20 protein-coding genes, 1 tRNA gene and 2 pseudogenes are annotated in these 22623 nt (G+C 34.5%); 15 read left to right on the plus strand and 8 right to left on the minus strand.

Annotated features, from left to right (window positions below; genetic code table 11):
- Positions 1-17 precede the first annotated feature (17 nt).
- From trmD to WP_RS04360, 4 genes are all read left to right on the plus strand, one after another.
- A complete protein-coding gene (gene trmD, locus WP_RS04345) occupies positions 18-716 on the plus strand; it encodes a tRNA (guanosine(37)-N1)-methyltransferase TrmD (protein ID WP_012481936.1) in 699 nt (232 codons plus the stop codon).
- Positions 713-1090 (plus strand): 50S ribosomal protein L19, encoded by a 378-nt coding sequence (gene rplS, locus WP_RS04350; protein ID WP_007302278.1) that lies wholly within the window; start codon positions 713-715, stop codon positions 1088-1090. The genes trmD and rplS overlap by 4 nt, the downstream gene beginning before the upstream one ends.
- A gap of 252 nt (positions 1091-1342) precedes the next feature.
- The gene (locus WP_RS04355; RefSeq protein WP_007302279.1) at positions 1343-2596 is read left to right on the plus strand and encodes a PstA family ABC transporter permease; all 1254 of its coding nucleotides are present in this window, start codon (positions 1343-1345) and stop codon (positions 2594-2596) included.
- Positions 2593-3390 (plus strand): phosphoribosylformylglycinamidine synthase subunit PurQ, encoded by a 798-nt coding sequence (locus WP_RS04360; protein WP_007302280.1) that lies wholly within the window; start codon positions 2593-2595, stop codon positions 3388-3390. The genes WP_RS04355 and WP_RS04360 overlap by 4 nt, the downstream gene beginning before the upstream one ends.
- 88 nt (positions 3391-3478) lie before the next feature.
- On the opposite strand, the gene pdxH is transcribed toward WP_RS04360, so the two are convergent.
- Positions 3479-4072, minus strand: coding sequence for a pyridoxamine 5'-phosphate oxidase (pdxH, locus tag WP_RS04365; RefSeq protein WP_006014087.1), 594 nt, complete (start codon positions 4070-4072; stop codon positions 3479-3481).
- Positions 4073-4087: 15 nt separating this feature from the next.
- A complete protein-coding gene (mutM, locus tag WP_RS04370) occupies positions 4088-4903 on the minus strand; it encodes a bifunctional DNA-formamidopyrimidine glycosylase/DNA-(apurinic or apyrimidinic site) lyase (protein WP_007302281.1) in 816 nt (271 codons plus the stop codon).
- A 128-nt stretch (positions 4904-5031) separates the two neighbouring features.
- Here mutM and WP_RS04375 point away from each other — a divergent pair.
- The 3 genes and pseudogenes from WP_RS04375 (at position 5032) to WP_RS04390 (ending at position 8040) form a co-directional block, all read left to right on the plus strand.
- Positions 5032-5104 (plus strand) — tRNA-Thr (locus WP_RS04375).
- An 853-nt stretch (positions 5105-5957) separates the two neighbouring features.
- Positions 5958-6731, plus strand: a pseudogene (locus WP_RS04385) (IS982-like element ISWpi16 family transposase); the annotation flags it as partial.
- Between the two features lie 70 nt (positions 6732-6801).
- Positions 6802-8040: pseudogene (locus tag WP_RS04390) on the plus strand (IS256-like element ISWpi15 family transposase).
- A gap of 225 nt (positions 8041-8265) precedes the next feature.
- On the opposite strand, the gene WP_RS04395 reads toward WP_RS04390, so the two are convergent.
- From WP_RS04395 to WP_RS04410, 4 genes are all read right to left on the minus strand, one after another.
- Positions 8266-9057 carry a M61 family metallopeptidase gene (locus WP_RS04395; protein WP_007302284.1) on the minus strand — a complete coding sequence of 264 codons (792 nt, stop codon included), beginning with the start codon at positions 9055-9057 and terminating at the stop codon, positions 8266-8268.
- A gap of 306 nt (positions 9058-9363) precedes the next feature.
- Entirely contained in the window at positions 9364-10236 is an 873-nt protein-coding gene (locus WP_RS04400) for an IS982-like element ISWpi16 family transposase (protein ID WP_007301954.1), read from the minus strand.
- A 913-nt stretch (positions 10237-11149) separates the two neighbouring features.
- Positions 11150-12676 (minus strand): acyl-CoA carboxylase subunit beta, encoded by a 1527-nt coding sequence (locus tag WP_RS04405; RefSeq protein WP_007302285.1) that lies wholly within the window; start codon positions 12674-12676, stop codon positions 11150-11152.
- A gap of 124 nt (positions 12677-12800) precedes the next feature.
- The gene (locus WP_RS04410) at positions 12801-13625 is read right to left on the minus strand and encodes a hypothetical protein (RefSeq protein WP_012481940.1); all 825 of its coding nucleotides are present in this window, start codon (positions 13623-13625) and stop codon (positions 12801-12803) included.
- A 135-nt stretch (positions 13626-13760) separates the two neighbouring features.
- On the opposite strand from WP_RS04410, the gene der reads away from it, so the two are divergent.
- The 6 genes from der to lpdA all read left to right on the plus strand — a co-directional run bounded on the left by der (position 13761) and on the right by lpdA (position 19724).
- A complete protein-coding gene (der, locus tag WP_RS04415; RefSeq protein WP_007302288.1) occupies positions 13761-15086 on the plus strand; it encodes a ribosome biogenesis GTPase Der in 1326 nt (441 codons plus the stop codon).
- A gap of 249 nt (positions 15087-15335) precedes the next feature.
- Positions 15336-15644, plus strand: a complete 309-nt coding sequence (locus WP_RS04420; protein WP_012481941.1) for a hypothetical protein — start codon at positions 15336-15338, stop codon at positions 15642-15644.
- A gap of 5 nt (positions 15645-15649) precedes the next feature.
- Entirely contained in the window at positions 15650-16243 is a 594-nt protein-coding gene (locus WP_RS04425) for a hypothetical protein (RefSeq protein WP_012481942.1), read from the plus strand.
- Positions 16244-16341: 98 nt separating this feature from the next.
- Positions 16342-16833 carry a disulfide bond formation protein B gene (locus WP_RS04430; protein ID WP_012481943.1) on the plus strand — a complete coding sequence of 164 codons (492 nt, stop codon included), beginning with the start codon at positions 16342-16344 and terminating at the stop codon, positions 16831-16833.
- Positions 16821-17699, plus strand: a complete 879-nt coding sequence (locus WP_RS04435; RefSeq protein WP_019078632.1) for an aminoglycoside phosphotransferase family protein — start codon at positions 16821-16823, stop codon at positions 17697-17699. Before WP_RS04430 ends, WP_RS04435 begins: the two co-directional genes overlap by 13 nt.
- Positions 17700-18338: 639 nt before the next feature.
- On the plus strand, positions 18339-19724 hold the full coding sequence (lpdA, locus tag WP_RS04440) for a dihydrolipoyl dehydrogenase (protein WP_007302293.1): 1386 nt from the start codon (positions 18339-18341) through the stop codon (positions 19722-19724).
- Between the two features lies 1 nt (position 19725).
- Here the strand turns inward: lpdA and WP_RS04445 are convergent, their stop codons facing one another.
- Positions 19726-20085: a hypothetical protein gene (locus tag WP_RS04445; protein ID WP_012481944.1), complete on the minus strand. Its 360-nt coding sequence runs from the start codon at positions 20083-20085 to the stop codon at positions 19726-19728.
- A gap of 73 nt (positions 20086-20158) precedes the next feature.
- Between WP_RS04445 and WP_RS04450 the strand changes: the two genes are divergently transcribed.
- Positions 20159-21181 (plus strand): UDP-N-acetylglucosamine--N-acetylmuramyl-(pentapeptide) pyrophosphoryl-undecaprenol N-acetylglucosamine transferase, encoded by a 1023-nt coding sequence (locus WP_RS04450; protein WP_007302295.1) that lies wholly within the window; start codon positions 20159-20161, stop codon positions 21179-21181.
- Here the strand turns inward: WP_RS04450 and gshB are convergent.
- Positions 21166-22092 (minus strand): glutathione synthase, encoded by a 927-nt coding sequence (gene gshB / locus WP_RS04455; protein ID WP_007302296.1) that lies wholly within the window; start codon positions 22090-22092, stop codon positions 21166-21168. The genes WP_RS04450 and gshB overlap by 16 nt on opposite strands.
- A gap of 63 nt (positions 22093-22155) precedes the next feature.
- Between gshB and bcp the strand changes: the two genes are divergently transcribed.
- Entirely contained in the window at positions 22156-22623 is a 468-nt protein-coding gene (gene bcp / locus WP_RS04460) for a thioredoxin-dependent thiol peroxidase (RefSeq protein WP_007302297.1), read from the plus strand.

Raw genomic sequence — 22623 nt, forward strand, 5'->3', positions numbered from 1 at the left:
TTACTACAAATTTGCTAATGACGTTTAGTGTTACAATATTAACCATATTTCCAGAAATGTTCCCCGGGTTTTTGAACTATTCTCTTGCCGGAAAAGCGTTGGAAAAAAAAATATGGAATCTTGAAATAGTAAATATTCGTTCTTTTGCTAAAGATAAACATTCAACTGTGGATGATGTTCCATATGGAGGTGGAGCAGGGATGGTTATGCGCCCAGATGTGATTGGTAATGCAGTTGATAATGTGCTTTCTGCTCATAAAAATACTAGATTTATTTATATGACTCCATCTGGTACAAAATTTAATCAGAGAATTGCGAAGGAGTTAACAGAAATTCCTCATGTAACAATATTGTGTGGTCGATTTGAAGGTGTTGACCAAAGAGTAATTGATGTGTATACTCCTTATGAGTTAAGTATTGGAGATTATATACTTTCGGGAGGTGAGCCAGCTGCGATGGTGGTTCTTGATGCATGTATTAGGCTTCTTCCAGGTGTAGTAAATAATTTCGATAGCGTTGCTGAAGAAAGTTTTAGTTATAGTGGTGGTATACTTGAATATCCTCAATATACTAGACCTGAGCAGTGGAGTAGGTACAAAGTTCCTGAGGTTCTGTTGTCTGGCAATCACAGAAAAATAAGTGATTGGAGAAGGGAACAGTCATATGTTAGAACAAAGGAACGTCGACCTGAATTGTTGAATGGAGATGATAAATGACAAACTTACTTGAAAAATTTAACGAACAACAAATACAAAGGTTAGCCAAAGAGATGCCAGCTTTTTGTCCTGGCGATGATTTGAAGGTCACTTTTAAGGTAGTTGATAGTACGGGTGAGCGTATACAGATATTTGAGGGCGTATGTATATCAAAAAGAAATCGTGGATTACACTCTTCTTTTTCAGTTAGAAAGGTAAGTCATGGAGAAAGTATAGTATCACAATTTTTTGTTTACTCTCCTGCATTAATTTCAGTACAAGTGATGAGAAAGGGAAAGGTCCGTAGAGCAAAATTATATTATCTGTGCAAGCTATTTGGGAAAGCTGCAAGGATCAAAGAACGTACTACTTATGTTAAAAAAAAATCTAAGTAGATACAATAGGGAGTGATGTCAATTGTATCATCTCAAAACTCTCTCTTATTATCCCAGTGTGTGGCGCACAACTGTACTTTCCCTCCTGCTGTGGTGTCATCCCAATGTTTGACACTGGGATCCAGATTCTCCTTTTGGTTTGTGCTTTCATGGAAAATATAAAAATTATTTGCAGGCAAAGCCTGTTAGATCTCAGTTCAAGCACTGGAAAAAGGGGAAAGTCTTTTCAAATCCTCATGTAAAGAAAAGTAAATGGGTATAATAAAGAAAAACTTTCTTAAGTTACTTCAATCTAAGCGCGTACATGCTCGTGTAAAAAGAAAAAATAAAAAGAACAACATTTTATGCTTTTGCTCTTTTACAGCACTGATTGTCTCAATTGGGTGTCCTATATGTATATTACTAAGTATATTAGTTAACTCTTACAGTGCTTTAACAGTAACGAAAATTTTATTACCAGTTGAAATAAATGCTGATCTTATTTTAACTAATAATCCTGGTGATTTACGATATAAGTCCATTGGCTTACTCAACAATTCTTTACGTAAGGTGTTTGAAGGAACTGATTTTAAAGACGGTGACGAAATTTTAAGTCGTAATTCTTACAAAGAACTAGAGAAATTTTTTCATAAGAAAGTAAAAGATAGTGGTGAATATGAGATCTGGTTTACCGCGTCAAGTATAATTAATTCAATAAATAAATATAAACATTTGAATGATCATTATGCTAAATTACTTGATTGGTTAAAAGAGAAGGGAAGAGTAAGAAAATTTTTTAATAAGTCTCTGTTTCTTAAGTCTGATTCTTGTGAGCCTGAGAATGCAGGGATTTTAGGGGCATTTATCGGTTCATTAATGACAATTATAGTATGCTTAGCGTTGGCATTGCCAATAGGAATTATGTCAGGTATCTGTCTTTATGAATTTATGCCTAGAAATAGGCTAATAACCAGTATTGTAGAAATTAGCATGAATAACCTTGCTGCAGTGCCTTCGATAATATTTGGTGTGGTAGGACTGACTCTCTACTTGGGCATATTTGGTTTACCCCGTTCTTCACCGCTTGTTGGCGGGATGACTCTTTCATTTATGATGCTGCCTAATATTATTATTGCAACAAAAAATGCCTTTACAAACGTTCCTATTGCAATAAAAGATGCAGCGTTTGCGCTAGGTGCACCTCACATCAAGGTGATATTGGATCACTCTTTACCGATTGCGTTGCCACGGATAATACATGGTGCAGTGCTTGCAATTGCAAGGATTTTAGGCGAATCTTCCCCTTTACTTATGATAGGCATGGTAGCATTTATTGCTGATACACCTACATCCTTCTTCGATCCGGCAACTGTTTTACCTGTACAAATATACATATGGTCAAGTAGTCCTGAAATTGCATTTATTGAGCTTGCTGCCATTGCAATTATAGCTTTATTGTTAATGCTATTTGCTTTGAATTTAATAGCAAATTTTGTAAAAAGAAAGTTCGAGTTTTTTGATTCATGAAAATTACAATCCTATCTGGTTATGGCTTAAATTGCGAAAAAGAAACTGCATTTGCATTTATGGAATGCAGCAGAAAGCTTGGTATTAATAATATTGAAGTAAAAATCGTTCACATTAATGATATTATAGATAATCCAAGTGAACTGAAATTAAGCAATATACTTGCAATTCCAGGAGGTTTTTCCTATGGTGATGATACTGGTGCTGGTAATGCATTTGCTTTACGTATAAAAAACAACTTGTTAGACGAATTTCAAAATTTCTTATCTCAGGATAAGCTTATTATAGGGATATGTAATGGTTGCCAGATATTAGTAAAATTAGTTCCAGAATTCTCTAATCTAGCTTTAACCTCTAATGATATAGGTAATTACCAATGTCGTTGGATTAGAGTGAGAGTTAATCCGCAGAGTAGTTCTGTTTGGCTACGGGGCCTGAGTGAGCTATATCTTCCTGTTGCTCATGGAGAAGGCAGGTTTTTTATGGATCAAGATATTTTAAATCAATTGATTGAAAATAATTCCGTTGCACTGCGTTACGTTGATAAAAATGGTGACTATGCAAATTTACAATTTCCTTACAATCCAAACGGATCTATATACGACCTGGCAGCTTTGTCAGACAAAAGTGGTAGAGTTTTAGCTTTAATGCCTCACCCAGAGAGAGGAATATTTTTTACTCAGCAGGACAACTGGCCTCTTGAAAAAGAAAAATGTAAACGTTCAGGAGTGGCTATGCCAAAATATGGTGATGGAATGCTCATATTTGAGAATGCACTAAAATATTTTGCGTAACGTTACATACAACAAGCCATAAAAAGTTACTTTCCTTGTTATGACAATAAATCCTTATCTTTGATCTGCAGAGTAGCTTTCTCTAACGTTAGGGATATAATTGTTCCACTTTCCAATTGCTTTTCTCAACAAGAGTATATCTAAATCTAGTGTGTCTCCTATATTCACCTTCTTGCCAAAATTCAATTACCTTTGGGATTACGCAAAATCCCACCCAAAAGTCAGGACGAGAAACTTGTGTATTGTGAAATTCTTTCTCTTTCAATTCTATAGCCTGCTCAAAATCTTGCCAATTTTTCAGAACTCTTGATTGTTTTGAGCACCACGCGCTAATTTGACTATCACGTGCTCGAGAAGAGAAATATTCGTCAGCCTTTTTGCCGCTTAGAAGCCTAACTTCTCCTTCAATTCGTACTTGTCTAGAAAATTCTGTCCAATGAAATACGAGTGCAGCTTTGGGGTTCTCAGTCAATTCTTTTCCTTTTCTACTGTTTACGTTAGTAAAGAACACAAAACCTTCTTTACTATACTCCTTTAGTAATACCACTCTTGCAGATGGAATGCAGTCTTTGCTACACGTTGCTAGCGTCATTGCAGTTGACTCTTTACACGGAAAATTAAGTACTTCTTGATACCACTTTGAGAACAAATCAAAAGGATCTTTTTCAGGTAAGAGTGTCATATGCAAAAATAAAATTTAATTCTGACATGCATTGCAAAAATAAGTGCTACGACCATTTTGTCGTATAAGTGTTATGATATTGTTGCAGATTCTGCAAGGTTTTTGCACTTTACCATATACGTAAAAGTTATTTTGAAAGTATCCAGCAGATCCAGATGGTTGTGCATAATCTTTCAGTGTTGAACCACCAGCAGCAATTGCATCACTCAGAGTATTTTTTATTTCGATAGCAAGTTTTTCGCACTCTATATATGTTAAATCTTGTGCTAGCCTAAGTGGTGATATGCGAGCTCTAAATAAGCTCTCAGAAGCATATATGTTACCTACGCCAACTATTAGCTTATTATTCATTAATACTGATTTGATATTTGCTTTTCTGTTCTTTAGCAACTTCTGTAAATAATGTCCGTCAAATTCATCTGTGAGGGGTTCTATTCCTAGGTTATTAAAAAAATTTAGTTCTTGCTCTCTGTTTAAAACAATCACTAATCCAAACCTTCTTGGGTCATTAAAGATTAGTGAAGTGTTGTCAGAAAATAAGAATATCACATGATCATGTTTGTTCTGTGCTTGATTGTCTTCAACATATATAAGCTTTCCGCTCATGCCAAGGTGTATGATTACAGCCATACTAGCATCTATATTCGAGATTATATATTTACCTCTACGCTTGATATCATTTATAACTTTGCCCTTTAGCAAATCATCAATATTTTTTGTTATTGGTACACGCAAATTCCAATTATTGACTGTAACATTGCTTATTTTCTTATTTTTGATTTTATCAAATAAGAAGTTAGAAATGACTTCCACTTCTGGGAGTTCTGGCATCTTGTCTACTCTGTTGCTGTTTTTTTCTTTTTAGAATATTTTGCTTTAAAGCTTTTGCCAATCTTTTTCTCTCTTCTTCTTTTTCCTTATTTTTTTTCATGTTATTCATTATCATAATACGTGAACTTGCCGTTGTAGCTCAGGTGGTAGAGTACGTCATTGGTAATGACGAGGTCCCAAGTTCGAATCTTGGTAACGGCAGTTTAGAGGACGATATTCATAAAGTCAATCCTCTAGATGCTAATTAGATTATAGAAAAACGTCTAGTAAATACCTTTTATACACTACCATTAAGCTGCTTTTTCAGTATTACTATTCAATAATACCTGCCGTAATTTTTCTTTAGAAAATCCATGCATTAAAAGAAATTGTATAATCCTTTGCCAAAAATCCCTCACAATATACTGAAGGATTATTAAAATTTACGTTGGCAGGGTTAAACCTGTTACCATAACTTCCCCCACCACAAATATTTTCATAACAACACTGCTTACAATCATCAGGCCTGTTTTCCATATCACTCAAAAAGTTATTAAAAAATTTATCTGATAAGAACTTAGCCCAACTAGTATTGCTTATGTTATATTCAACAAACTTATGAGGGACACATGTTCTCAAATCATCTAGTGGACCGAGATCACCATTATTGGAAACACATATTAACGGTAATACAAAAGGACTTCTTTTGCCAAATCCTTCAACTCTTGAATAATTACCGTAAAATAGCTCTAATGAAAAGTTATATAGAAATTTCTCTATCCTTTTTATGATAGTTCTCAGTCAGGTCTTCTTTTATCTTATCTGCCCAGCATATATTACCATGCCCTCCACCATCTCTATCAAACTGACAATGGCTATTGTGATTATTTCTACCATGAAAATTATCTGAAAGCTTTTCTATTCTTTTAAGTATGACACTACTACTAACTTGACCGATATTAGCGCTAAGAAGCTCTAATAACCTCAGTTATGGATTAGAAAATAGATAAAAGTATAACTAAGAAGAGGGAAACAGGGTAAACTCGAGTATTTTAGTAATAATAAGAGGTTACCCATGAAGAAAGATATTACAGAACTGTACTGTTGCGTCGAGGATTTTTGTCGTGCGGTAGATGATAATTTTGCAAATAGGTTCTTATCAAACGGCAAAAAACCAACCAGAGTACCAGAAATAGCGCACTCAGAAATTCTAACCATAATCCTGTTATACCATAAATCACCATGTAAAAACTTCAAGGCTTTTTATCTTTGTTATCTTCAGTTATTCTATAGATCAGAGTTTTCAAAGCTGCCTTCATATCACAGATTTATTGCCTTAAAGCCGCGAGTTTTGTGGTATTTAGCATTACTTTTGCAATGGTTCTGTGAACAAGCGAAAATGACCGGCACTTCCTACATCGACACCTCTACGATTGCCGTTTGCCACAAAAAAAGGATCTCTAGGAATAAAGTTTTTAATCATCTAGCAGAAATTAGTAAGAGTACGTATGGTTGGTTTTTTGGCTTCAAGTTGCACTTAGTGATTAACGAAATTGGTGAAATTCAAGCACTTACCCTAACCAAAGGTAACGTTGATGACAGAAAACCTTTACCAACTCTCACTAAAAGACTGACCGGACTTTTGTTTGGAGATAAGGGCTATATAAAGAAAGAGCTTTTTGAGAAACTCTTCGATAGAGGCCTAAAGTTAGTCACTAAAGTAAAAAAAGGTATGAAAAACGCACTAATTTCACTTAAAGAGAAGATTTTATTAAGGAAAAGGTCGATTATTGAGACTGTTTTTGATTCCTTGAAAAACAAATTTGAGATTGAGCATACAAGACATAGGGAGTGTTAAATAAACTGTGTCAAACCGAAAAAAAAGTAATAAATTGATATAAAAAAATGGAGGTTTGACAATGAGTCAGAAAGTAGTAAACAGAACTACCGGTTTGGTAGATTATAAAGAATTAGAAACAAATATCCTGTCGTCTATACGAGAAGGAAGACCGTTGACAGGAAGAGATGGAGCATTAACACCGTTTATAAAAAAGTTGCTGGAGGTAAGCCTGGAAGGTGAAATAGAAAACCACTTGTCGGCCGAAAGCGAAGAGAATAATCGAAGAAATGGGAGGAATGCAAAGACTTTACGTACAAGCGCAGGGTAATTTGAGCTTTTGACGCCAAGAGATAGGGAAGGAAGTTTCGAACCACAAATAGTCAAAAAAAGGCAAACAAACTTACATCCAGAGCTTGAAACGAAGATTTTGAGCACATTTGCCAGTGGTATGGGCTATAGAGATATAGTGTCACATGTTGAGGAAATTTATGATCACAAAATATCGGCGGCAGAGATATCAAGTATTACTGACAAATTGCTACCAGTAATCAACGAATGGCGTAGTCGCCCGCTGCAGTCTGTATATCCGATAGTTTTCATGGATGGCATGTTTTTTAAAGTCAAAGAGGACGGGCATTGCGTAAGTAAATGCATGTATAACATATTAGGCATAGATCAAAATGGCAAAAAAGAAGTATTAGGTTTTTATTTGGCTGAAAGTGAAGGAGCTAACTTCTGGTTGGGAGTGCTAAATGACCTCAAAGAAAGAGGAGTAGAAGATATCCTTATTGCCTGCGTTGATGGGCTGAAAAGCTTTCCTGCAGCTATAAACAGTGTCTTTCCTAATGCGGAAGTGCAGATGTGTATAGTGCATCAGATACGCAACTCACTGAAGTATGTGGCCAGTAAAGATGCGAAGAGTTTTTTGAGCGATTTAAAGAAGGTATATCAAGCTTCAAGCAAGGAAATTGCCGAGAATTATCTGTTGGAATTGGATGAAAAATGGGGCACAAAGTACCCTATGGTTATAAAATCTTGGCAGAATAATTGGGAAAACTTGTCTGGTTATTTTAAGTATTCTGGTCCAGTTAGGAGGATAATCTACACCACCAATCCCATAGAGGGGCTACATAGGCAAATTAGGAAATTCACTAAGACCAAAGGCTCATTTACCAGCATAAATGCCTTGTATAAGCAGGTATATTGTGCTATAAAGAAGGTAGAGGAAAAGTCGACGATGCCTGTACATGATTGGGCATTAACTATCTCTCAACTTGATGTTTTCTTTCCTGGCAGATTGAAAATTGAGTTGAACTAAAAATGCGGTTTGACACAGTTTATTTAACACTCCCTTTTTCTGTTCTGATTTCCTACTCCATGCAGTCCAAAAAGCCTTCTATTTCTATGCCTTTCTTTATCGGCTAATCCATAACTGAGGTTAATAATAAATCCACTTGTTTTTCTTTATTGTTTACCATAATTATTTTGCCTTAAAATAGCAAAGTCTAGGTTTACTATAGCTTTTGTCAAGCATTTATCTGAGCTATTTATATATTGGAATGCTACTCGTCATTTTATTTGCTTTCAAATGTATAACTTTCGGTATCTTGTTTTCAAGGACTTTTAACTTAATATTACCACTATTAAAGTCAATACTATAACACTTTAGTTCTTGACCATCCTTGAGTCCCATATTATGGCAATCACTACCTAATTTAACCCCACGTATCTTTTGTAGCTCTAGACTTCTGGTTAAGTTAAAGCATATATCACTATACTTATCAGTATCTTGGAAAGTTAAATTTTTATTGAGTAATCTACTAGGTAACAAACTGAGAAGTATGCTAGAATCTCTTATAGAGGCTATGATATCTTTTATAAAGGACTCTGATAAGTAATGTTTTAAATGACTTGCAAATAAGTCAACATTAAAATTAACTTTCTTTGAAGTTATTTCACTTATTATATTATTTATAGTAGTCAATAAGTTATACCTTCCATTACTAACCTCATTTAATTTCTCATCTATTATCATTGCAAGAATAAAACCTTTGTTATAACTCAACATGCTTATGTTTTGATCAAGTAAATGCTTTTGATTTGTTTTTTCGAAATCAATATTAGGTATTAAAGAATTAAAATACTCTTTTAAAGTAATATTAATTATTTTTAAGTACTCATCTTTATCAATAAGTTTCGTGTCAAGTAAGGTTTTCACTCCATAAAATTCCGTAAATCCTTCAAAAAACCACTTATATTTTATTTCATTTTTCTTATCGTTGTCTTGCTCTATTATATGTCCTATATATCTGTGAATTAATTCATGTGATATCACTCTAGTATAATCTTTGATATTTTTTTTTAAGCTTCCCTCAATAATTACATAGTCCTTTCCTGCAGCACCTGTAGTTCTACTAAGATTGGGATTATCAACAAGTACTATATTATACGGCTTACTTTCTAGTATGAATAAGTTATCTTGAGCTAAGATAATTTTATTAATAATATTTACAAGACTGATACTATTATGAGCATTGGTATAAAGCTTATTTCTTTTATCAAGATCAAAACTTCTAAAATTGTCAGTTCTAATAATTTTTTCTATATTATCAAAAGGTTTTCTAAAAACCTCAGTTATGGATTAGCCGATAAAGAAAGGCATAGAAATAGAAGGCTTTTTGGACTGCATGGAGTAGGAAATCAGAACAGAAAAAACATGAATTAGGAAATTTGTTGGCGATCTATGTCTTGTATGCTCAATCTCAAATTTGTTTTTCAAGGAATCAAAAACAGTCTCAATAATCGACCTTTTCCTTAATAAAATCTTCTCTTTAAGTGAAATTAGTGCGTTTTTCATACCTTTTTTTACTTTAGTGACTAACTTTAGGCCTCTATCGAAGAGTTTCTCAAAAAGCTCTTTCTTTATATAGCCCTTATCTCCAAACAAAAGTCCGGTCAGTCTTTTAGTGAGAGTTGGTAAAGGTTTTCTGTCATCAACGTTACCTTTGGTTAGGGTAAGTGCTTGAATTTCACCAATTTCGTTAATCACTAAGTGCAACTTGAAGCCAAAAAACCAACCATACGTACTCTTACTAATTTCTGCTAGATGATTAAAAACTTTATTCCTAGAGATCCTTTTTTTGTGGCAAACGGCAATCGTAGAGGTGTCGATGTAGGAAGTGCCGGTCATTTTCGCTTGTTCACAGAACCATTGCAAAAGTAATGCTAAATACCACAAAACTCGCGGCTTTAAGGCAATAAATCTGTGATATGAAGGCAGCTTTGAAAACTCTGATCTATAGAATAACTGAAGATAACAAAGATAAAAAGCCTTGAAGTTTTTACATGGTGATTTATGGTATAACAGGATTATGGTTAGAATTTCTGAGTGCGCTATTTCTGGTACTCTGGTTGGTTTTTTGCCGTTTGATAAGAACCTATTTGCAAAATTATCATCTACCGCACGACAAAAATCCTCGACGCAACAGTACAGTTCTGTAATATCTTTCTTCATGGGTAACCTCTTATTATTACTAAAATACTCGAGTTTACCCTGTTTCCCTCTTCTTAGTTATACTTTTATCTATTTTCTAATCCATAACTGAGGTTAAAAGGTAAAAAATCAGGTGAGTTTTTTAAATGTGATGAAGAGTTATCTAAAGCAATAGCAGAATGCATATACTGAATGTATATAAGGAAAAAACAAATAATATAATTTAATAGACTGTGTACATTTTTAAGCTTAATGTTTGCCATAAATAAAACAGGACATTGAGAAGTGTAAGTAATTACGATTAAGCAAATATAATTTATTGCTAAGTAGGTGATAAGGATAATTTTAATTATCTCTTTAAAACTTTACTCTTCCCATATTATTGAACACCTTATAATAAAGACTGAGAAGAAAGTTACAAAGGATTGTATATTCTTATCATCATAGCGCTGTTACTACAGTAATAACACTAAGAATAACTATAAGTTTCTTTGAATGATAGTTGAATTTTGATTGAAATTTTGAGGCTATAAAAACCGTAGGTACCAGTTGGTTTTTATTAGCTAAAGTAAACGTCAAATATCTGGAATTCTGGACATAAAATCCTCCTTTGAAAAAAAAGATTAGAAAAAAATGCAATGCACATACGACAGAAATTAAGTATGTGTGTATGCACCCACATACGCTGAAGAGGATACACTACATTTTTTTATGAGTTTGATTGTTTAATAAAAAAAAGTCTGCAGACAAAGATAAATTTTTGAGCTCTAAAAGTATCTCTAATTGTCATTATAATCAGATTTAGAATATGCGGAAGTAATTTTTTAGCTATAAGAATATATTATAGAAAAAAGGAACCCAAAAGTTAGCGTTATTGGTAATCCAACTTGGTGTAACGGCACTGTAGACCTTACAATAAAGACTGAGAGGAAAGTTACAAAGGAAGATTATCATGCTTCTTCCATATTCTTTCTACTTTCTTGTTTTTAAGTAGCTCTAGTGCTTTGTGAAAGTGATGCCTTGTTTTACTTGGCACTATAATGTCATCAATGTATCCATGTGATGCAGCAAAAAATGGATTAGCAAATTTCTCTTTATATTCTTTGATTAACGTTTGCTGGTCTTTTTCATGCCTAAATATAATTTCAACTGCACTTTCAGGGCCCATTACAGCTATTTCAGCAGTTGGCCAAGCATAATTTATATCACCTTTTAAATGCTTTGAGTTCATAACAATATATGCACCACCATACGCTTTTCTAGTGATAAGGCTAATTTTCGGCACGGTCGCTTCAGCATAAGCGTAAAGCAGTTTCGCTCCGTGTTGTATTATATTATTGTATTCTTGATTTGTACCTGGCAGGAAACCTGGAACATCAATAAGTGTGATGATGGGAATGTTAAATGCGTCACAAAATCTTACAAACCTCGCAGCTTTTCTTGAAGAGTCAATATCCAAGCATCCTGCAAGGTGCATAGGTTGATTTGCAACAACACCAATAGTATTTCCTCCAATTCTGCCAAAGCCAATTATGATGTTACGGGCAAAATCGGGTTTTAGTGCAAAAAATTTCCTTTCATCACACACCTTTTCAATAAGTTCATACATATCATAAGGAGTATTAGGATTACTAGGAACTAGAGTGTTCAAAGATTCATCAACATCATCAATTAAGTTGCAGATTGGTACAGATTTCGTTGACTCTTGATTATTTACTGGTAAAAAGGTAAGGAATTCACGGATTCTCAGCAGCATTTCAACATCGTTATTGAACGCAAAATCTGCTACTCCTGTTTTGCTTGTATGAATTTTTGCTCCACCAAGATCTTCGTGGCTTACATCTTCATAGGTAACTTTTTTCACTACATCTGGTCCGGTTATAAACATGTATGAGCTATTTTTTACCATGAAAATAAAATCGGTTAGCGCTGGAGAGTAAACTGCACCGCCAGCACATGGGCCCATGATTAGAGAGATTTGTGGTATAACGCCTGATGCATTTACATTCCTTTGAAAAATTTCTCCGTAACCAGCAAGGGAATTTACTCCCTCTTGAATTCTAGCTCCACCAGAGTCGTTTAGTCCGATAATTGGAATCCTGGCATTAATTGCCATATCCATAATTTTGCATATTTTTTTTGCATGTGATGCACCAAGTGATCCACCAAAGACAGTGAAATCCTGAGAATAAACAAAAACTTTTCTGCCATGAATAGTACCATGGCCAATTACAACTCCATCACCTAAAAAATCAGCATTTTGCATGCCAAAATCAGTTGCGTGATGCTTCACAAACTTATCATACTCTTGAAATGAATTTTCATCGAGCAATATACTCAGCCTTTCTCTAGCGGTTAGCTTTCCTTTTTCATGTTGCTTGTTAACTCTATCAGGACCTCCTCCTTTTTCGGCTTCTAATGTTTTGATCTTTAGAGTTTCTAGTATTTCAGAGTCTTGCATGTAGTAAAATAACTTTCAAATTGGTTGTAAACTTTATTGAGCTTACAAATCCTATTGATTATACACATACACCGTTACTGCATGCAACGGTGTATGTGTACGATAATTAATGCGCTAGCAATTTCTATTTAATATTTTGAGAATGCTGAGACTCACTAACATTCTGTGCACTTGCACTTGTTACACCTGTTGATGGATTAATTGTTATAACTTCTCTTTCAATTCCTTGTAAGTTTGAAGCCAATGAGACCAATTTTGCTAGAGTCATGTCATTATATTTATCCATCTTCTTATTCTCATAATAGCCAATTTTTATTTTTACAGCTTTGTTTTCCTCGAAGTCCTCAGGACTTATATTATCACTTAAATCAGTACAAAATACGTTACCATTTCCACTAATATTTAAAGCAATACTGCAATCTCTATCACCCACTTTCCAGTTAAATTTAATTATACAAGACTCATTTAGTATTTGATAAAGCCTTACACCATCATCACTTTGTGAAACACGCACCAACCTTTTATCTTCTGGAGATACCAATTTAAAAGCTCCAATTTTTGGATTACTATCCTTTAAGGCTTTACCAGGAAATGAGTTATCAAATTTTAACTCACCTCTGCCTTCTTTTAACGATACCCATGCAGTAAATGATTTATCTTCTTTTCCTCTCAACCTCACATCTATAGAATCATTACCTGTATATTCAGCAATTCCTTTTCGAATTACACTCAGAAATTTCTTAGTTTCTTCATCATTGTCACTCAAAAAAAGCTCCTTATTTTCATGTGACCGGGATGGATCATTGAGATTCTCCAATGCTTTAGCTAAAGTTATATAGTTATATATACGTGTCCTTTTGTTATAAGGTGTCCCTAATTTATAAATTTGAGGAGTTAATTGAGCAACTTGACCGCAATTCATTATTAAAGTTTCATTTGCATTATGCATAGCGCCTCCAATTCTACATAATAAACTTAAGATAAAATATCCTAATTTTAGGATAGGTATATAATCTATCAAGTCAATAGTTAAATTAAAAAATTTTGATTATAATTTACTATTTATAAAATACGCTCTTAAACTATGCTGAAAATAGTCATAATAGGCCTTCCAAATGCAGGCAAGTCAACTCTATTTAATAGGCTGGTGGGAAGAAAAGCAGCGGTAGTTAGTGACATTCCAGGAGTAACGAGAGATAGGCGTGAAGGAATTGGAAGAATTAGTGATTTAGAGTTTAAAGTTATAGATACAGGAGGATGGAATGACCAAACCAGTTTTTCACTACAAGTTATTGAACAAATAGAGTTTTCTTTGTCGAGTGCAGATGTAGTTTTCTTTCTTGTTGATGCAAAAGTGCAAAACGAGCAGAACAAAGAGTTTGCAAAGTGGCTGAAGAGAAAAACAAATAAACCTGTAATACTAATAGCAAACAAATGTGAAAGTCATAAATCGGAAAATGTTGATTATTTGCAGTTTTTCAATTTCATAGGTCCGGTATACATCTCAGCCGAACATAATCTTGGCATGGTTGATCTTTATGATGCATTAGCTGGTGTGATTGAAGGTCTTAGCGAAGGCACTGAGCTGCCTGAAAGTGAGTCCATTAGACTGAGGATTGCAATCATCGGTCGCCCAAACGTTGGAAAATCAACTTTTTTAAACAGTTTACTTGCAGAAAATAGACTAATAGTAAGCTCAGAACCCGGTACCACGCGTGACTCTGTGGATATTTCATACGACCATAATGGGAAATTAATCACTCTCATCGACACTGCGGGAATCCGCAGAAAGGCAAATGTTGTTGATAACTTAGAATCAAGATTTGTTGAAAAAAGTATAGAGTCAATAAAGCGCTCTCATGTAGTGATTTTAATGTTAGATTCCTTGCTTGGCATTGAGCAGCAGGATTTATCAATTGCTGAAGCTGCAATTAAAGGGGGGAAGGGAATTATCATTGTTTTAAATAAGTGGGATTTAATAGGTAAGGATGACAGAAGTAAGTTAATAAAATTTGTCAAACAACAGGAAGTGACTCGGTTATTTTTGGAAGTGCCAACTGTAACAATTTCTGCATTGAAAGGTATGCGCTGTGGTGATGTGATAGATAAGTGTCTTGAAGTGAGTGAATCCTTAAACAAGAAGATCAGCACTGCAAAACTGAATAATTGGCTAATAGATGCTGTGGAAAAACATTCTCACCCACTTATAAAAGGTAGAGAGATTAAAATGAAGTATATTGCTCAAATTGGCACCAAACCTCCAGCTTTTTCTTTGGTATGCAACGTCCCGGAAAGTGTTGATGAGAGTTATAAACGTTATTTGACTAATGGTCTTAGAAAAAACTTCTTTGTTGAAGGTGTACCAGTTAGATTGCTTTTGAAAAAGAATAAAAACCCCTATGTAAAGTAGATAATCTTGTTTTACTAATAATATACTTTTTTATCTTAGTAATATTATTAATAAGTAAATAATATTACTTAAATAAGTAGTTGATAAATTAATATTATATAGTAAAGTATTAACTTGTTTAGTACTTTTGCTATGAATTATAAAGGACAAGATTTAAGGCCTGGATCTCCACATACTTTCACGGTTGATACACCTTTAGTATTTCAGTAGCTTCCAAAAAGATATGGATACCCGATTCCAGAAAAATATTTGGAAAGATTGAGCAATTGGGCAAAAAGGGAAGATACGCGTGTAGTGAAATTAGTAATAAATGGATCTGGTTTTACTCCTACGCAACGTAAAGAGTTGGAGAATAAAATATCAAACAGAGAGTTTAACCCAAACAAAAACATAGAGCTTATAGACTTTAATGAGCTGGATTTAGGAGAGTATGAATTTAGCTTTCACTTACAAACAGATAAGAAAACAGAACTATCTAAATGTCCTTTATACACTGTATCTCAATATTTCAAAGATCTATACTCTATTCCAGAAAGTAAAATTTTGGTGTTGAGATAGACAGTATGCGTATATTTATGTTGTTGGTATTGAAATCTCCTATGATCTATTTTGATTTTGATATCTTACCTAAAGAAGATAAGAAAGTTGGTGAGATTCAGGCTGTGCATGGCTTTTTGGTTGCTGAAAATGACAGAAAAGGTTATGACTATGATGGTATAGCAAGTATTGAAAATGCTATCATTGCTCTAAGCTATGATGGTAGAGTAAAAATTATGGAAATTTACAATGAAGTAAAGAATAAGTTTCAAAAAGATTATCCTTTGTTTAAGTTATCAGAACATGAGATTTACAAAATTATGGAAGAGATAGTATATTTCACTCTTTCTAATGACGTTCTTCTTCTTATATCTAGCTATCAAGATTCTAACAAACGTTACAACAGACGTTTGGAAGAAGCAAGATTGCTTATGCAAGAAACATTTGGGTTTAAAACCAATGGAGGAGAAGTTGATACTCAATATGACAATAGCTGGACGAAAAACAAGGATGAATTGTATACCAAAGAAGAAATTGCAAAAATAGATAGTGATACTAGGGTTGTAACTAGTATGCAAACTAAATCAGTATCTAGCTATGAATACATACATAGAGGCTAGATAAAAAAGTTATAGAGTGATATGTGTCGCTTTATAATTATATAGAACATTATTAAACAAAAGTTGACTTTTTCGGTTGTTGTGGTAATTCGTTAATTATGTCAGATATAAATAACAGTTCTACAATCTTTTTGCTGTCAAGTGCCGCTGCTCTGATTTTTGCATATGTGCTAGAGTATTTCTTCAATATGCTACCATGCAAGTTATGCATATACGAGCGAGTAGTTTACTATGTTACAGGGCTACTTGCAGTTGCGTACATGTTCAAAGACAACAAAATCCTAATCTATGCGATGTTTTGCAGCTATCTCATTGGTGCAATAATATCTTTTTATCATGTAGGTCTTGAACTCCACTTATTTCATGATGTTTTAGGCTGTACAGAGCAAGCAAGTGGTAACGTTAGCATAGAAGAGTTGAGAAATAATCTATTAAACCCCAATTACTCTCCGTCTTGTGACAGGCCTCATTATATTTTTGGTGTTTCATTAGCAACATGGAATCTTATTTATCTTATAGTAGCCCTGTTTGTATCAGGTAGGATATATTGTAAAGAAAGAAATTTAAGGCACAATTGGTGCAAAAAGTAGCAAGAGTAGATGCTGCATTTGTACACCGCTTAGTTGTCACCCAGTTTCCGCAATTTAAAGATCTGTCTATCTGCCAAATCGTGCCCGGTGGATGGGACAATAGAACATTTCGTCTGGGTGATCACATGCTTGTGCGTATGCCAAGCGCTGCAAAGTATGCAATGCAGGTGGAAAAGGAACAAAAGTGGTTACCCAGGTTGGCACCTTTACTGCCACTTTCAATTCCAAAGCCTTTGGCAATGGGAGAGTCGTGTGAGGGTTACCCATGGCAATGGTCTATTTACCAATGGATTGATGGCAACACCGCTGCATCTGTGCACATAGCAGATCTGAATAACTTTGCAACCAGCCTTGCTCAATTTCTCGCTGCTTTACAACGCATAGATACTACAGATGGGCCTCTTCCCGGACCACATAATTTCTATCGTGGAGGGGTACTAACAACCTATAATGCTGAGACAAAGCAAGCAATTGCCGTTCTAAAAGATAGAATAGATGCCAATGCTGCAATCGAGCTCTGGGAAGCAGCGCTAGCAAGCGCTTGGAAAGGTTTGCCAGTGTGGGTCCATGGTGACGTTAGCGCTGGCAACCTATTGGTGCAAGAAGGAAAATTGAGTGCCGTCATTGATTTTGGAGGATTGGGGATCGGCGATCCCGCTTGCGATCTAATGATTGCTTGGACGCTGCTTAGAGGAGAAAGCCGAAAAATCTTCCGTGCAATGCTTCCGTTGGATGCTAGCACTTGGACTCGTGGCCGTGCCTGGGCTTTATGGAAGGCTCTTGCTGATATTACCACAAACACGAACGCTGTCGAAGCTTGGCACACTATTAATGAAGTGTTTAGAGATTATAAACGCAATTCATAAAGTATATTTGTATGAACATTGTGATTTGAGAGCAATCTCCACTAGAAAGGATGTAATCTCAGTATTGAAATCCAGTTTTTTTATCAAAAAATTTTTTGTATAAGGAAGGTGTCATACTAGTCACAGCTGTACGAACATTGTGATTTGGGCTAAAAAGATGCGAGTAGCCCCTTCGGTGTCATCTTATGTTTTTGTCATCCCAGTGCCCAGATACTGGGATCCAGAACAGGTAATAAGAAGTGCTGGAATGACATCCTGAAATTTTAGCTACAAATATTAAGAAATTTACCAAATAGAAAAAAGGCAAAAGAATCCCCCAGTAGTGAGTTTTGACCCTATAATAATGTAAATTGGCGTTGTAATAATGTGCTAACGCTTATTTAAAGCGCGTTTTGGCTGAATGTAGAAAAAATAAAAAAAGACATGCAGCCGCTATAATTTTTTGTAATTTGCCAATAAATATCTGAGTTTTTTACTGAATTTTGTTGTTAAATCTGCAGAGATTAAAAACAAGGATAAATACTCCTATTGATATGATAAGGAACGTGGGAAGGTTTGTCAAGTCGCTTCTATACACCTGAGCATTGATCATACGGGTTCCATCTGTTATATATAGTCTTTTGCATACGAAGAAAACTGATGAATGAGTATGATATTACAGTTATAGGCAGCGGTCCTGGTGGTTATATAGCAGCAATTAGGGCGGCGCAGCTTGGGTTTAAAACTGCAATTGTTGAAAAGGAGGAAAATTTGGGTGGTATATGCTTAAATTGGGGATGTATACCAACAAAATCGCTACTTAGAGCGTCTGAAGTTTATAGATTAATAAGAAGATCAGAAGAATTTGGCATAAAAGTAAAGGATGCAAGTTTTAATATACAATCAATGGTGAAATATTCAAGGAACGTTGTTGGCAAGCTATCAAGTGGTGTTGAGTATTTGATGAAAAAAAATAACATCAAAGTCCATCAAGGCTTCGGTAAACTTGCAGGTAATCGTACTATAAAAATTCTTAATGACAAAAAGGAGGAGGAAATTTCTTCCAAGCATATCATTTTAGCAACAGGTGTAAGGGCAAGAAATCTTCCTGGAATCGAAGTAGATGGAGATTTAATATGGAATGCGCAGCACGCTATGACTCCAAAGAAGTTACCAAAATCTCTACTAATCATAGGTTCTGGTGCGATAGGAATAGAGTTTGCAAGTTTTTATAGTACTTTGGGAGTTGATGTAACAATTATAGAAGTAAAAGACACTATTTTGCCGCTGGAAGATAAAGATATTTCAAATTTAGCACAAGAAATATTCACAAAACAAAGGATAAAAATATATACAAACAGTAGCGTAAAAGCTTTGACTAAAAATAAAGACTTTGCTCAAGTGTTACTAAGTAGTGGTGAGAGCAAAGAATTTGATAGGGTGATTGTTGCAGTTGGCGTTCAAGCAAACACTGAAAATATAGGTTTAGAAAATACAAAAATTAAGTTGAGTTCTTCTGGTTTCATTGAAACGAATGAGTGGTATGAAACAAGTGAATCAAGTGTGTATGCAATAGGTGATGTAGCTGGTCCCCCATGTTTAGCGCATAAAGCAAGTCATGAAGCTGTAATCTGTGTTGAGAAAATTGCCGGTAAAAATGCTCATAAGTTAAAAAAAGAGTGCATACCAAATTGCACTTACTCTCATCCGCAAGTAGCAAGCGTTGGCCTTACTGAGGAACAGGCAATAAAAAGTGGATACGATATAAAAGTAGGAAAATTTCACTCCAACTTTAATGGTAAATCTATTGCACTAAGTGAAACTGAAGGTTTAGTGAAAACAATTATAGACAAAAAAACAGGCGAACTTCTGGGTAGCCACATGATAGGTGCGGAAGTAACAGAGTTAATTAGCAATTTTGCTCTTGCAAAGCAACTAGAAGGAACAGACTTCGACATAAAATCTACGATTTTTCCTCATCCAACCATTTCAGAGATGATACATGAGTCAGTACTTGCTGCAGATGGTGAATCGCTGAATAGTTGAACTAACGTTCTATCGTTTTGGAGCTACAAGTATCCTGATTAGGCGATTCAATTCTAATAGATTGATTACCAATATCAGATTTTTCTAACTTTTCTTTTAACCCTTCAGCTGCTTCTTTCACTTCAAGCTTTTTTTCCCGATTAAGATCCTCTGGGCTTTTTCTTTTACTATCTAAACCTTGTTGTCTATCAATATTTTTATTGAGTTGTTCTTGTTGAGGTAGATCAACAACCGAATTGAAGAGAGCTTTTATTATGTTTTTTAATAAACCTCCGCTTCTGCTTTGCTCTTGAGGCTTATTTTTTACGTTAGATTCTTTTTTACTGTCACTACTTTTAGGCATTTTTAACTCAACTATCATAAAGCTTGATAAAATTTTACATGCAAAGTATTAAAAAATAATTAACAATCTATTATCAAATTACTACTTACAGATGACTATTATTCTAGCAACAGGCGGTACAGGTGGGCATGTTTTTCCAGCTATAACCTTAGCAAAAGCACTAAAGGTACAAGGGCACAATTGTATATTATTCACTGATCAAAAAACCATCAATATAGAAAGTTATATTTTACCATTGTGCAAGCCAAGTGGCAACAAATTGAAGTTTCTCTTTTTGTTAATGTATAGTTGTGTATTAGCACTGTATCAAACGAGAAAATTAAAACCAAAGCTAATCATTGGTTTTGGTAGCTACGCTTCTTTTCCAACTCTTCTTGCAGCAAAGATTCTTTCTATACCTATAGTTTTACATGAACAAAACACAGTTTTAGGGAGAGTAAATAGATTCTTTTTCAAGAGTGCAAAATTAATTGCAACTAGCTTTCCGGAGACTAAGTATGCAGAAGGTAGTAAATGCGTTTTTACAGGAAATTTTGTCGATATAGAAGCACAAGGCTATTCTAGAGCTGAAACAGTTTTAAACGTGTTAATAATAGCAGGCAGTCAGGGTGCAAATTTTTTTGATGATGTAGTGAGCAGCGTAATTTGTGATCTACCTGTTGAAGTAAAAGAGAGGATTAGAGTAACGCAGCAATGTACGAAGAAAAATATAAACAAGGTCAAGAGTCTATACAAAAGTGAAGGAATTGATTGTGAGTTAAGTGAGTTTTTCGATGATATGGAAAATAAACTGGCCAATGCTCATTTGGTAATTAGCAGAGCGGGGGCAACTTCAATAGCAGAGATTACTCTTGCTGAGCGTCCTGCTGTATATATTCCTTATCCTCACTCAAAAGATAACCATCAATTTTATAATGCAAAACATATTGAAGATTCGGGAGCAGCTGTAATGGTTGAGCAAAATAGTAACGCGAAAAAGAATCTAGGAGAGTTGCTAGTTGATTTATTGCAAAATTGTCAAAAATTGCGTGATATGGCTAATAATACTAAGAAAACAAGAATAAGGAATGGAGTTACTGAATTTATTAAGGCAATAGCTCAAGAACTTAGTTGACGAATTGCTTTTTCTTCAAATGCATCCCATAGTTCTTTTTCTAGTGATTTACTATACAACTTATTGATATAAACTACTCCCGTAGGCGAAGTTGTGTTAATTTCAAGAAGGAAGTCATCTATAATATCAATACCAACAAATATTAGCCCTCTTTTCTTTAGCTCAGGACCGATTTTATTACATATTTCAGTGTCTCTATCATTCATTTCAATAGATTCAAAACTTGCTCCAAGCCTCATATTTGTTCTGATTTCTCCGCTAGACTTTGGAACTCGCTTCATTACTCCTATTGGCTTTCCATCCAGTAGCAGTATTCTTTTATCTGTATTTATCTTTTTACAAAATGCTTGTGCAATTACAGGACATTCATATTTTGCAATCATGAGATCGACTACCACTTGAATGCTATTTTGGTCTTGTATTCTTATTACGTCATTTCCTCCATAGCTATATAGTGGTTTCAAGATGATATCTTGATAGTCGTGACAAAAATTTCTAATCATCGATATATTTTCAGTGATCAAAGTTGGAGGAATTAGCTCTAGAAATAGTGAAGTAATTAATTTTTCAGGACAGTTTCTTATTTCTGTTGGATTATTTATTACTAACGCAGTAGTCTTTTCTAAGATATAGGTTGTTGTAATGTACCGCATATCAAAAGGTGGGTCCTGCCTGATAAGTATGATATCCATTTCATTCAAATCTATAGTTACATCTTCTTTAGAAGTAAAACCAAAATCATCAACGCTGACTTTCTGAGCAAGAGCAATTGACTGATTTAACTTGAGTGCTAGATTATTAGGAACATAGACAAAAATTTCGTGCTTTCTCCTCTGCGCTTCTTTTATTAATGCAAATGTAGTATCAGTTTCAAAATTTATATTTTCATCCATTTGAAAAGCTACTTTCATTTATCCTCCCTTCCTATTACAATATACTATAGTACCATAAAAGTGTTAATAATGGAGCAAAGTATGGAATTAACAGTAGGAAATAATGCACCTGATTTTAGTTTGCCAACAGATTCTGGCGAAATTTTATCGCTGAGTGAATTTTTTGATAAAAAAAATGTAGTCCTTTATTTTTATCCTAAAGACGATACTCCGGGCTGCACAATGGAGGCAAAAGGCTTTAGAGACAATATAGAAAATTTCTCTTCTTTTGACACAGTGATAATTGGTGTATCAAAAGATAGCGTTAAGTGCCACGCTAACTTCAAAGCAAAATATTCTCTGCCATTTTCTTTAGTTTCTGATGAAAATGCTGAAATGTTGGAAAAGTATGGTGTTTGGGTAGAGAAAAGTATGTTTGGCAAAAAGTATATGGGAATAGAGCGCACTACTTTTTTAATAGATAAAAAAGGTAAAGTAGTGAAGATCTGGAAAAACGTAAAAGTTAGTGGACATGTTGATGAGGTTCTAGAAGAAGTAAGGAGAATATAA

This window comes from Wolbachia endosymbiont of Culex quinquefasciatus Pel (assembly GCF_000073005.1).
GTDB lineage: Bacteria > Pseudomonadota > Alphaproteobacteria > Rickettsiales > Anaplasmataceae > Wolbachia.